The 12,507-nt window shown below is 63.4% G+C and carries 9 protein-coding genes; all 9 read right to left on the bottom strand.

The genetic code is table 11. From position 1 onward, the window contains the following. Window positions 1-41 precede the first annotated feature (41 nt). Window positions 42-2,465, bottom strand: coding sequence for a TonB-dependent receptor (locus AKL28_RS09945; RefSeq protein ID WP_174525329.1), 2,424 nt, complete (start codon window positions 2,463-2,465; stop codon window positions 42-44). Between the two features lie 179 nt (window positions 2,466-2,644). Then, entirely contained in the window at window positions 2,645-3,610 is a 966-nt protein-coding gene (locus AKL28_RS09940) for a FecR domain-containing protein (protein ID WP_050467973.1), read from the bottom strand. A 16-nt stretch (window positions 3,611-3,626) separates the two neighbouring features. Then, entirely contained in the window at window positions 3,627-4,124 is a 498-nt protein-coding gene (locus tag AKL28_RS09935) for a sigma-70 family RNA polymerase sigma factor (protein ID WP_050467972.1), read from the bottom strand. A gap of 253 nt (window positions 4,125-4,377) precedes the next feature. Next, on the bottom strand, window positions 4,378-5,211 hold the full coding sequence (locus tag AKL28_RS09930; RefSeq protein ID WP_050467971.1) for an ABC transporter permease: 834 nt from the start codon (window positions 5,209-5,211) through the stop codon (window positions 4,378-4,380). Next, on the bottom strand, window positions 5,201-6,085 hold the full coding sequence (locus AKL28_RS09925) for an ABC transporter permease (RefSeq protein ID WP_050467970.1): 885 nt from the start codon (window positions 6,083-6,085) through the stop codon (window positions 5,201-5,203). The genes AKL28_RS09930 and AKL28_RS09925 overlap by 11 nt, the downstream gene beginning before the upstream one ends. Then, window positions 6,082-7,176 carry an ABC transporter ATP-binding protein gene (locus tag AKL28_RS09920; RefSeq protein ID WP_050467969.1) on the bottom strand — a complete coding sequence of 365 codons (1,095 nt, stop codon included), beginning with the start codon at window positions 7,174-7,176 and terminating at the stop codon, window positions 6,082-6,084. The genes AKL28_RS09925 and AKL28_RS09920 overlap by 4 nt, the downstream gene beginning before the upstream one ends. Further along, complete coding sequence (locus AKL28_RS09915) at window positions 7,173-8,282, bottom strand: ABC transporter substrate-binding protein (RefSeq protein WP_082221433.1); 1,110 nt, start codon at window positions 8,280-8,282, stop codon at window positions 7,173-7,175. Before AKL28_RS09915 ends, AKL28_RS09920 begins: the two co-directional genes overlap by 4 nt. Window positions 8,283-8,348: 66 nt before the next feature. Further along, entirely contained in the window at window positions 8,349-10,370 is a 2,022-nt protein-coding gene (locus AKL28_RS09910) for a hydantoinase B/oxoprolinase family protein (protein WP_050467968.1), read from the bottom strand. Then, window positions 10,367-12,490 carry a hydantoinase/oxoprolinase family protein gene (locus tag AKL28_RS09905; protein WP_050467967.1) on the bottom strand — a complete coding sequence of 708 codons (2,124 nt, stop codon included), beginning with the start codon at window positions 12,488-12,490 and terminating at the stop codon, window positions 10,367-10,369. Before AKL28_RS09905 ends, AKL28_RS09910 begins: the two co-directional genes overlap by 4 nt. Window positions 12,491-12,507: the final 17 nt, after the last annotated feature.

Genomic DNA, 12,507 nt, shown 5'->3' with positions numbered 1-12,507 from the left:
CGGCTCACAGCAATGTGAGCCGCTTTTTTCTTTTGCGATAGTTACCAGCGATGGCTATAACTCACGCTCATCACAGCCCCTGCACCCGGCAAGCGACTGGTGTTATTGCTGTTGCGCATAAGCTGGCTGTAGGCCGGGATGTAATACCGGTTAAGCAGGTTCTCTATACCAAGAGAAACAGTGTCCTTTTGCGTCAGTTGATACCTGCTCACCAGATCGACGGTGGTATAGCTGCCAACCTCCCGGCGGCCAAATGCCGTTTGTCCCTTGAGACGGTAATCGCGTGAAGCAAAGTAGGTCGCCTGCAGGCGATTGCTCCATTTGCTATTCGGCTTGTACTGCAAATAAGCCGTGAGCTTCATTGGCGGGATGCGGTAACCGCTCATGATCTGGTCGCTGGAGCTTCCCTGTGGCGTCTCGCGTCCCCACATCATTGCGTATGTCGCGCCGCCGCCCCATGCCGAATCGTCCGGCAGATAGTCGGCGCCGGCCTCGATGCCGGAAATCTTCTCCGCGGTGCGGGTCAGGATAAGGCCATTGTTGAAGCTCTGGATATCACCCAGCTTGGAGGTGGTATGGAATATCGCCAGGTTGCCGAGGACGTTGCCGAATGCACCGCGCCACCCCAGCTCGTAGCTGTTGGTCTTCACCGGTTCGAGGGATGAAGACGAAATGTTGAAGGCCGGGGTCGCATTGCGGATCTGCACGCCGATGTCGGGAAGCTGGAAGCCCTGGCTGAACGACGCATAGACTTCGTGCCCGGCGACAGGCTTGAAGACGACACCGGCATTGCTCATCCAGGAGCTGAAGGAAACCGAACCGCCGCGGACCTTCTGCGGAGATGCCGATTTGCTCTGCGACAGCGGGATGAAATCGTCGTAACTGGCGTAGGCGCGCTCATAGCGCAAGCCCGTCTCAACCGACCACTTCTCATTCATTTTGTGCTGGAGCTGGGCAAAGCCGCCGATGGAGCGGGTAGTCAGCAATGGCATGTAAAGCAAGGTTCCGGTGCGCTGGAAGACGCTGCCGCCGCTTGCGTCGTACGCGGCGGCGTTGAAGATGTCATCCGGCATATCGCTGCGCTCCTGGTTGAAGTCCAGGCCCCAGAGCAGCTTGGTATTGTCGGCCAGCGGTGTATTCAAGGTAGCGCGGCCGCCAAGTACGCGGGAGTTCTGCATCACCTGGTCGACATTGTTCCCTCGCGTAGAGACTGCGCGTGCATCAAAGGGAGTAAAGCGGGTGAAGTAGTCGCGGTAGTACAACTGGGTCGACAACGTGCTGCCGAAGACATCCTGGTTCTGGTAATCCAGGCTCACCAGGGTGTTTTTAATCTGGTTCTGCTCTGCCAACTGCAGGCCATCCAGGGGACGCGCGACGGCACTGCCCGCCGGCAGTTTCGCTACCGCCGGGTCTGAGCCGTAGGAGCTGTCCTGTTCTGCGACGTACCGGCTGACGGACAACTGCAGGCGCTGGTTCTTGTCGATGCGGAAGCCCAGTTTTCCGCCCAGGGTGTAGTTGTCGCTATCGAACAGGTCGCCCTGGCTAGGTTCGGGTGCGATGCGATTGCCTTTGCCATCGAAGGAGCCGCCGACATGCTGGTAGCCAACGTTAAACGCATAGTCCACCGCACCGCTGGCGCCGGACATGTAGTGATTCACCTCGCCGCCGAGGCCGTCGCTCCCAAGGTGAGACAGCGCGGACTTCAACGTGAAGGTAGTCTCCGCATACGGTTCGCCGCCTGCCGGGCGGGTCGTCACGGCGATAATGCCGCCGGCGGCGCCGGCGCCATAAATGGCGCTACTTCCACGCAGCACCTCAACCTTGTCGATGCTGGCCAGGTTCAGCGTGGCCATGTTCCGGGATGAATCCCGGTTGGTGTTGAGCGGAATACCGTCCACCAGGACAAGGGTGTTCCGGCCGCGCAGCGTTTGGCCATAGTCCGTCATCGTGTGGCTCGAATCCGCCATGCCGGGAACAATCTTGCCGAGCACAGTTGCCAGGCTATCGGACGACTGGCGCAACTCATTGAGCTCTTCACGCTCAATGACATTACTCTGGCGCGTCGGCCGGATGATGGTGCTGCTGGTGCGTTGTGCGCTGATTTCAATGGGCTGCAGCTCGCCGATGGAGGCGCCGGGCGCTACAGTGGGTGCTTTAACGGTATAGCCGCCGCCGGGCAGGCGCTGTGCCTGGAGATCCGTTCCTTGCAACAGACGGGAAAAACCCTCATCGACGGAGTAAGTACCCGTCAGCCCCGGACTGGTTTTCCCCTCCAGAAGCTTTCCGTCGAATGACAAGGGAACGCCTGCGCGAGCAGCGAATGCCGGCAATGCCTGTGCAAGCGGCCCCGGGGCGATGCTGAAGCTTTGTACGGCGTTGGCTGTTTCTGCGGCAACCGCAGGGGCCATGTATGCCAGCGATGACATCGCCATCGCTGCGGCGGCCCAATGAATGGCTATCGCCATGGCCGACTTCTGCATCAATGCTGCTTCAGCCGACCGTTTCCGCACTACTTTCCTGTTTCTTTCTGGGTAATCCATACTGAACCTTTCGATGTCCGAATTGAGCGTCTTCACTGGTATGCCCAACGAACTTCAAAAATGGCTCAGCTTTTTTAAAAAGAATTTCAGGGACTGCGACATGGCTATCGGGACACAATGCGTGCCCAATAACGGGTGAAATATTGGATACGCACTGGCATGGTCTGCTCAAGCAGCGTCAGGCTGGCAGTCGTGTCTTCCAATGGGAATACTCCTGAGACGGCCAGTTTCCCGACCTCGGCATCGACCTGCAGCAGCCCTGCCCGGTAGCGTCCCAACTCTCCCGCAAAGACTGAAAGCGGCATCTTGTCCACCACCAGCATGCCCGTAGTCCAGGCCAGGCTCAGCTCGCTACCCTGCGTCAGGGGCTCCACGGCGTGCGAGGAAAACGCGGCCTGATATCCTGCCGGGACACGCTGCTTTTCGGTCGGCGCATCTGCAGGGATGAGTTCCACAGCGCCCTCAACCACCGCAACATGCGAGCGCCCATCCAGCTGCCTGGCGGTGAAGCGTGTACCGAGCGGCTGAAGCCGGCCCTCGGCCGTCTCTACGATGAAAGGCCTGGCCGGGTTCCGGCCATCTTTTGCGGTGGAGACCAGTATCTCCCCTTGCAGCAAACGGACGCGGCGCATCTCATCGCTGTACTGGACCTGGATTTGGGTCGAGGTGTTCAAGGAGATTTTTGTGCCGTCATCCAGCACAAGGTCGCGATGCTCGCCGCGCTGCGTGGTCACCACGTCGCCTCGGCCAGACAATGGCGACAAGCGATACGCCGTCCAAGCGACTGGCCCCGCGGCCAGCAGTACCACCAGCGTTTTGATGGCAGCACGGCGTGAAGGCACCGACGCAGCCTTGAGCGCCACGGCCCCTGGCACCGGCACCCTCTGAAACTTATCGAGCAGCATCGCGGCCTTTTGCCAAGCCATCTCGTGCTCGGTGCTGCGCTGGCGCCATTGATTAAAGCGAACACGCTCCTTAGGCGTCAACGGACCATCGTGCATCTCCATCAGCCAGGTTGCGGCCTCCTGGAGGATTTCCTCGGAGAGTGGCTTGCGTGGTGCTTGCTCCATCAAAATTTGCTCCGCTCTAAATGGCACTTAAGCAATGGCTATAGGCCTTGACCATATGGCGCTTTACCGTCGCGAGCGACACGTCCAGCGAATCGCAGATGTCGGCATAGGGAAGACCATCCAGCTGGGCGAGCAGAAAGACCTGTTTTACCTTGGCCGGCAGTCCGTCGAGGATCCTGTCTATGTCGGCCAATACCTCCAAGACCAGCAAACGCTCCTCAGGCGACGGCTGCACCGGCTCCGGCGCGGCGGCGAGCGCTTCCAGATAGGCTTGCTCAAGATTCTTGCGCCGGAGATAGGTGTTGACGATCCCCTTGGCCACCGTAGTCAAGTAAGCCTTGGGATTGTCCAGGTTATTTGGCAGCCGTCCGGCAAACAGGCGCACGAACGTGTCTTGGGCCAGGTCTGCACCAAGATACTGACATCGCAGTTTCTGGCTGAGCCAGTTGGCCAGCCAGTTGTGGTGCTCGCTGTAGAGAACCCCGATTTGTTTGTGCACCCCTGCATTGGACATGATTTACCTGTCTTTCAGGCATCGGTCCGCCTCTGGCGGCTGCCACACCTAAAATTATCAATAAAACAATAAGAGGTTTTCTCCCCTTTACGCTTTTTCAACATGTTTTTATGTCTGTATTGTAATGACAATCATTACTATTTACAGCATTTATCAATCATTCGCGATCTCAGGCTGGAAAAACAAAAAGAAAGGCCGCGACGTTGCGCGGCCTTTCTTCTCCTGGCTAAAGCATGCACCTGCTGTTTGCGTCCTACATCGCTTTGGTCAACCTGATTGTGCGTTCGATCAACACCAGCGCCAGCACCGCCAGCACGATGAAGATGGCCGACACGGCATTGACGACCGGATCGAAGGTCTGGTCGATGTAGGTGAAAATCCGCACCGGCATCGATACCGTGCCCGGCGCCGTCAGGAACAGGCTGACCGAGACTTCGCCAAATGAGGTCACTGCCGCAAACACGGCGCCGGCCACAATGCCCGGCTTGATCAGCGGCAGTGTCACGTGGCGGAACGTGTAGGCCGGTGTGGCGCCCAGATTCATCGAGGCCGTTTCGAGGCGGCGGTCCATCGATGCCAGGCTGACGCTGACGGTTCGCACGGCATACGGCAAGGCGACCACGATATGGCCCGCCGCCAGCCCAAGCAGAGAGCCGGCCATCCCGGCGCCGGTCAGCACATACAGCAAGGCGATGCCCAGCACCACTTGCGGGATGATCAGCGGCGAGAGCACGAATGCCTGGATCACGGAACGTCCCGGGAAATCCAGCCTGGCCAGCGCATAAGCCGCCGTTGTCCCCAGCAGCGTCGTCACCGGCGTGGCGATGAGCAGCAACCACGCACTGACTTCGAGCGCCCGGAGCCAAGCCGGATTCTCGAAGAAGGCGTAGAACCAGCGCAGCGAAAATTGCTGCGGCGGAAACTGCGGATACGCCTCCGGGCTGAATGCCGACAGGAAGATCACCAGCACCGGCAGACTCAGGAACACATACACCAGCGCACCGGCGCCGATCCCGGCCAGCCGCCAGGCCTTGGCCGACGCCGTGCTTTGCGCAGCAGTATGTAAAGCGGGCAGATCAGTGGCCATAAACGCGACGCTCCCAACGTTTTTGCAAGTAAGTCATCGCGCCCGCAATGCCGGCCGTCACCACCAGCAAGGTCAGCGACAAGGCTGCCGCCAATGGCAGATTGGCAATCTGGAGCGCCTGCTGGTAGATGCCGATGGGCAGCAAGGGCTGCAGCCGTCCGCCGATCAGCAATGGCGTGACATAGCTGCCCGCGGCCAGCGCGAAGACGATGATCGCGCCGCTCATCATGCCCGGGATCGTCAGCGGCAGGACCACACGGGTGAACGTATGGAACGGCCCCGCGCCCAGGCTTTGCGAGGCACGCGGCAAGGCTTCGGGAATGTCGCCCAGCGAGGTCGCCAGCGGCAGCACCGCGAAGGGCAGCATCACCTGCACGTAGGCAACGATGACGGCCTTCATGTTCCACAGCAGCGCCAGCGGCGAATCGATCAGGCCGGTGTGACGCAGGATGTCGTTGATCAGGCCGTTTTGCGCCAGCAGCACGATCCATGCAAACGTGCGGATCACCACACTGGTGAGCAGGGGCGAGATCAGGATCACATACAGCAGCGTGCGCCAGCCGCGACTGCGCGTGGCCACCAGGAGCCATGCCGCCGGATAGGCCAACAGCACGCACAGCGCCGCCGTCAGTGCCGCCACCCACAAGGTGGTCCCCAGCGCCGACAGGTAATGCTGCGATGTGAACACCTGCGCATATTGCGCCAGGCCGTAGGTCGGCAGCAGCATCAGCATGCTGTCCACGTTGCGCAGGCTCAGCACTATCAGCAGGATGCCCGGCACTGCCAGGAACGCTGCCAGGAACAGCATCGACGGCGTCAGCAGCAGCCAGGGAAACCATGTGTCCACCGGCCCCTTCTTGTCGGCCAGGCTCATGCGGCGCTCCGTTCAGGCGGCAGCGGCACGAGGTCTTGCGCCGACCATGACAATTGCACCGGCGAACCCGGCGCGGGAATGGCCGCGAATGCCGATTCGGGAGCATCGACCGCCAGCTCGCCATGGCCCGCCAGCGCCACGGTGATATGGATGCCCGCGCCGGTATAGCTGGCGTCGCGCACGATACCGCTGGCAACGTTGATGGCGGGCGCAGCATGGCCGCTACCGGGCGCCAGGCGGATGCGCTCCGGGCGCAGCAGGAACAGGGCTTCGCCGGCGCTGCCGTCTGCCGGCATCAAATGCAACGGCGCCTGGGACGCCCCTGCGTGATGCAAGGCGGCATAGCCGCCGTTCGCATCGCGCCGCGCTGCGATCAGGTTGGCCTGGCCGACGAATTCGGCCACAAAGCGGTTGGCCGGCTGGCGGTACAGTTCCAGCGGCGTACCGACCTGCTGCAGGTGCCCACAACCCAGGATGCCGATGCGGTCGGACAGACCGAGCGCCTCTTCCTGGTCGTGCGTGACCATCACGGTCGTGATGCCCACGTCGCGCTGCATGCGGCGCAATTCAGCCTGCATTTCCTTGCGCAGCTTGGCATCGAGATTGGACAGCGGTTCGTCCAGCAGCAGCACCTGCGGGCTGATGGCCAGCGCGCGGGCAATCGCCACGCGCTGCTGCTGGCCGCCGGAAAGCTGGTGCGGCATGCGATGCCCCAGCTCGGACAAGCGCACCAGGTCCAGCATGTCACCCGCCCGCTTGCGGATCGCATCGCTGCCCGACTTGCGCACACGCAAGCCATAGGCCACGTTGTCGAACACATTCAAGTGCGGGAACAGAGCGTAGTTCTGGAACACCATGCCGATGTCCCGCTGGTGCGGCGGCAGCGCCGTGATGTCGCGTCCGCCGATAGCCACCCGCCCGGCGCTGGGCGCCAGAAATCCCGCAATGATGTTGAGCAGCGTGGTCTTGCCGCAGCCGCTGGGGCCGAGCAGCGAGAAGAACTCGCCCTGCCCGATCACCAGGTCTACGCCGTCCAGCGCCTTGAGTTCGCCGAACTGCCGCGCAACGCCATGGATTTCAATTGCGCTCATTTACCGCCGCCCAACGCCTGCGCCCAGCGGTTGGTCCAGTCGGCCACCTTCGGTGTCGCCGTTTCATAGTCGATCCAGATCAGCTTCTTGTAAGCCTCTTCGCCGACCTGCACCTTGGTCTTGAGCTCTTCGTCATACTGCACGTCGCGGTTGGTCATGCCGTACAGCGACTTGTCGGAGAACGCCTTCTGCACCTGCGCGCCGGAGAGGAAGTCCACCAGCTTGTAGGCATTGGCCAGGTTAGGCGCGCCCTTGGCGATGACCCAGTTGGCAGCGCCCACGACAGGGCCATCGGTCGGGTACGCGAAGCCGACCTTCAGCCCGCTCTTTTGCAACGCGAACACACGGCCATCCCAATAAGGCACGACCCATGCATCGCCGCGTTCCAGCAAGGTCTGGATGGCGCCCGGGCTGTCCGGGAAGGCGACGGCGTTCTGCTTGAGCTCGGCCAGCTTGGCAAAGGTCTTATCAACGGCGGCATCGTCCTTGAGTTCGCCGCCCAGCGCGTGGGTCAGGCCAGCGAAGAATTGCAGGCCGGCGGCATAGGCCGGGGACGATACGGCGACGTGGCCCTTGTATTCAGGCTTCCACAGGTCCAGCCAACTGGTCGGCGGCGTCTTGACCAGGTCTGTGCGGTAGGCCAGGCCCAGTTGGCCCAGGCTGAAGGCGGCAGCGTAGGTCTTGCCGTCGCGCACGAATTTTTCCTGCACGGTGCCGTAGAGCTTGTCCAGGTTCGGGATGTTCTTGGCCTCCAGCGGCTCCAGCAGATTGGCGGCGGCGGCGCGCTGCACCGAGTCCGGCTGGAAGACGACGACGTCGAACGCCGGCTTGTTGCCGTTGGCCGCGCGCAGCTTGGCCAGCCATTCCGCATCGGCGCCCGGCACGATCTCGACATTGATGTTGTTGTCCTTGGCGTATTGCTCAAGGCCGGCGGCACGGATGTTCTTTTCCCAATCTCCGCCATAGACGCCGATGACGACCTTGTCGGTCGCCGCCGGTGCGGCAGCTGCCTGCGGGGCGTCGGTTTTCTTCTCGCCGCAGCCGGCCAGAACGGCCACTGCCAAAGCGGTCATGGCCAGCGTCGGAATAATGCGGATGGATTTCACTTGCTTGCTCCAGTCAGGTTGGATGGATAGTCAGAACGCATGTCATCAACAGGCGTGAGATGCGTTCTAGTGTGTTACCGATGTTGCCGATACAGCAGAAACCAGTTCCGACACCGATGCCTCAAAGCGCCCGGCTGCGTCGGCCAGTGCGGCATCGGCGGCAGGTTCGCGCGGGAACTCCGGCGGCAGCCCGCCAAGCGCCGCGGCGAAGATCTGCTTGCGGCGCCGGCTGCGCGCTGCCGGAGGCAAGGCGAACAGTGCGGCGTTGAGGCGGTCCAGATGTTCGGGCTTGAAAACGCGCTCCCAAGCATCGCGCTCCGGGCCAAAGCGTCCGATGCCCTTGCTGCCTTGCGCGCGCGCCTGTCCTGTCGCTGCGGCATCGACCGCCTGGCGGCTGCCCTGCCCGTCAATGACGACGCCGTATTCGCTGCGCGCCGCGTCCAGCGACAACAAGCCGCGCTGCACATCGGCCAGGACCGCCGCGGCATCGCGCTGGAACGGATCGCCCCAGCCGCCGCCGCCGGGCGTACGAATTTCAATTTCATCGCCCGCCACCACCGGCAGCAAGTCGATCTTGCCCAGTTCGCGCGGCGCCTCACCCTGGCGATACAGCACCAGTCCGGCCGATGCGCCGGCCTGGCCGCCATGGGCGCCCCATGGGCGGAAGCGCAGGCGCTCCATGCCGCGCGCCAGCACGAAGGTGTCGTCCTGCAGGATACGGAAGCGGATCGCCTGGCCGTTGCCGCCGCGCCACTGGCCGGGTCCCGCCGAGCCGGGGCGCAAGCCATAACGCAGGATCTCGATGCCCGTCTCCGCCTCGACCGTTTCGACCGGGTTGTTGGACAGATTGGAAATGCTGCTGTCGCGCCCGTCCGCGCCATCGTGGCCGCGGCGGCCGCCGGTGCCGCCGACCATCGGCTCGACCACTTGCACGTTCTGCCCGTGGCCATGGCGTGATGGCTCTGCCACCACCACCGGAATGATGGTGCCGCCGCTGGCAGCCGGCATGTGTTCAGGCAAGGCCTGGCCGAGCACGCCGTTGAGCGCATCGTTGACGCGCACGGCCGCCGCATGGCGCACACCGACGGCAGCGCCCGGCAACGGATTGACGATGGTACCGGCCGGCGCAATCACCGACACCGGCGCCAACAGGCCGGCATTGATCGGCACGCCCTTGTCGAGCGTGGCGATGAGCGCCAGGATGCGCAGCGTCAGCCACGCGTGCGGCAAGCCGTGGCTGGGGATGTTGATGGCGGCTGCCACTTGCGGATCGCTGCCGGTGAAGTCCAGCGTGATGTTGCCGCCGGCCAGGGTGACCGCCAGCGCGATACGCACAGGCAAACCGGCGCCGGCTTCATCATCCAGGTAATCGACAAAGCGGTAGGTGCCGGCCGGCACTTTCGACAGCACCGCCCGCGCACGCCGTGCGGCATAGTCGACCAGGTCGGTCTGGGCATCGAGGAACGACGCCACGCCGTGTTGCGCCACGGTCTGCGCTACGCGATCCCGGCCGGTCGCGAGCGCGCCGAGCATGGCCTTCAGGTCGCCCATGTTGGCGTCCGGCGTGCGACTGTTGGCAGTGAACAGCAGAACCACGTCGTCATTGATCTTACCGCTGCGCATGATCTTCACAGGCGGAATCTGCAAGCCTTCCTGGAAGATTTCATGGTTGCTCGGCGAAATGCTGCTCGGCACCTTGCCGCCGACGTCCGACGCGTGCAGGAAGCCCCAGCCATAAGCCACGATGCGGCCTTCATGGAAATAGGGCTGCACCACCTGCAAGTCCGGCAAGTGCGTCGCCAGGCCCTTGGAGCGGTACGGATCATTAGTCAAAATCACGTCGCCCGGCTGCAGCGGCCCGACCGCCTCGATCGTGGTCGTGCAGTCCAGGCCGACGAAGCCGGATACGCCCAACGCACGCGGATAGGCGAAGAACTTGCCGTCCAGGCCCACCAGCGCGCAGCAGAAGTCGGCCGTTTCCTTGACGTAAAGCGTGCGGCCGGTGCGTTGCAGTGTGAGGCACATTTCTTCGGCAATGGAGGTGAGCTTGTTGCCGAGGATTTCGATGCTGACGGGATCGAGCTTCATGCTGCGCCTCCTTGTTCCGACGGTTGCGGTTGCGCCGGCCCTCGCCCTTGCACGGGGGTGAGATGCAGGTTGCCCAGTGCATCCGTGCGCACCTGCCAGCCGGGCAATACCAGGACGGTGGTGTCGTCCTGCTCGATCACCGCCGGGCCGTCGAACGCGTCGCCGGCGCCCAGGCTGTCGCGGGTATAGATGGCGGCATCCTGCCAGGCATCGCGCAGGAATACCTTGCGCGTGGCGCGCGGCACAGGCTTGCCCTGGCCGGCAAAACGCGGCACGTTGGCCGCCGCGACCATGTGGCCAACAATGGCCAGCCGCACGGTCGACACATCGACCGGCGCCTGCGCATCGCGGAACCCGTAGAGGCGTTCATGCTCACGGTGGAAGTATTCGGACAGCGTGGCCGCATCCAGCGGCGACGGCAGCGGATGCGGCAAGGCCACGTTCAATTCGTAGGCCTGTCCGGCATAGCGCATATCCAGCGCCGGCCAGAACGACGGCGTGCCGGTGCTGGCTACGCCCTGCGCCTCGAGCCAGCCAGCGGCTTGCGTTTCCAGCTCCTGCCAGATGCTGCCCACCGCGCCGGCCGCGGCGTCGTCCAGCGTCACGCGCAGGCTGCGCACGAAGTCGCGGCGCAAGTCGGCGGTCGCAGCGCCCAAGGCACAGAAGGTGCCCGGCTTCAACGGCACCAGCACATGCACCAGTCCGGCCTCTTCGGCCAGCCAGTTGGCGTGGGTCGGGCCGGCGCCGCCGAAGGGCACCAGTGCAAACTCGGCAGGATCGAGACCGCGCTGGGCCAGGTTCTTGCGCAATTCGGAAGCCATCTGCGCCGACGCCACCGCCAGCGCACCGGAGGCGGCGCGCTCGACGCCATTGGCGCCATCCAGCTTCAATGCACTGGCGACCTTCTCCAGCGCGGCTTGCGAACGCTCCGGATAGAGCGACATAGCGCCGCCGACAAACGCTGCGGCATCCAGCACGCCGGTGGCCAGATAACAGTCGGTGACGGTCGCATCGACGCCGCCACGGCCATAGGCGGCCGGGCCGGGGTCGGCGCCGGCGCTTTCCGGACCGACTTTCAATACGCCATGTTCATCCACACGGATCTTGGAACCGCCGCCGGCACCAATGGCGGAGACGCCAATGACCGGCAGTACCAGCGGCAAACCGCCGATGTCGGTACGCGTGACCATTTCCGCCAGGCCATGCTGGGACACGGCGATATCGCTGCTCGTGCCGCCCATGTCGAAGGTGACGATGCGCGGCACGCCGGCAGCTGTGGCCAGGCGCGCGGCCGCCACCACGCCCGAGGCCGGCCCCGACAGGACGGTATCGATCGGGCGCGCCAGCGCCGCATTGAGCGACAGCGAACCGCCATTGGAGGCCGTCACCAGGATCGGCGCCGCCACTCCCAGTTCATCCACCAGCTCGGACAAGCGTTCGAAATAGCGCTGCATCAACGGCTGGATATAGGCATTGAGCGCGGCGGCCACGGTGCGTTCGTATTCACGGATTTCCGGCCAGACCTGGGCGGCCGAGATGATCCTGGTGCCGGGCGTATGCGCCTCGATGTCCCGCGCCAGCGCCCCCTCCTGCTCAGGCTTGAGGAAGCCGTTGATCAGCATGATCACTGCGGTATCGACTTCCAGGGCGCGGATATCTTCGGCGGCCTGCCTGATGGCGTCGGCCTGCGGCCAGCGCGTTGCGTCGCCATTGCGGTTGAAACGGGCGCCGATTTCCACCACGCGCTCGCGCGGCAGGAACGGCTCTTCCCGTGTGGCATGGAAATCGAAGGACGATGGCATGCGCGCACGGCCGATTTCCAGCACGTCACGGAAACCCTCGGTCACGATCAGCCCCACCCGCGCGCCGCGCCGCTGGATGATGGCGTTCAGGCCAATGGTGGTGCCATGCAGCAGCACGCCGATATCCTCAGGTTTAAGGCCATGCTTGCCGATCAGCGCAACCAAGCCGTTGCGCACCGCCAATGCCGGATCGGCGGGTGTGCTGGGTTCTTTGTGATAGGCGAGCTGTTGGCGTGCTGCATCGTAGAGGACAAAGTCGGTAAAGGTGCCACCGACGTCGATACCGATGCGCGCGCCCGTCGAATTGACGGAATTCAATGCAGAGGCTCCAGAAA

This window comes from Herbaspirillum chlorophenolicum (genome assembly GCF_001189955.1).
In the GTDB taxonomy this organism is placed as follows: Bacteria; Pseudomonadota; Gammaproteobacteria; order Burkholderiales; family Burkholderiaceae_D; genus Herbaspirillum; species Herbaspirillum chlorophenolicum.
The sequence above is the reverse complement of the archived record's forward strand: the minus strand, read 5'-3'. Positions and strand labels throughout refer to the sequence as shown.

Excerpts from the sequence above, each read along its gene's own strand:
- AKL28_RS09910 (WP_050467968.1), bottom strand. The coding sequence starts at position 10,370 with ATGAAGCTCGATCCCGTCAGCATCGAAATCCTCGGCAACAAGCTCACC.
- AKL28_RS09940 (WP_050467973.1), bottom strand. The coding sequence starts at position 3,610 with ATGGAGCAAGCACCACGCAAGCCACTCTCCGAGGAAATCCTCCAGGAG.
- AKL28_RS09945 (WP_174525329.1), bottom strand. The coding sequence starts at position 2,465 with ATGGCGATAGCCATTCATTGGGCCGCCGCAGCGATGGCGATGTCATCG.
- AKL28_RS09935 (WP_050467972.1), bottom strand. The coding sequence starts at position 4,124 with ATGTCCAATGCAGGGGTGCACAAACAAATCGGGGTTCTCTACAGCGAG.
- AKL28_RS09925 (WP_050467970.1), bottom strand. The coding sequence starts at position 6,085 with ATGAGCCTGGCCGACAAGAAGGGGCCGGTGGACACATGGTTTCCCTGG.
- AKL28_RS09920 (WP_050467969.1), bottom strand. The coding sequence starts at position 7,176 with ATGAGCGCAATTGAAATCCATGGCGTTGCGCGGCAGTTCGGCGAACTC.
- AKL28_RS09930 (WP_050467971.1), bottom strand. The coding sequence starts at position 5,211 with ATGGCCACTGATCTGCCCGCTTTACATACTGCTGCGCAAAGCACGGCG.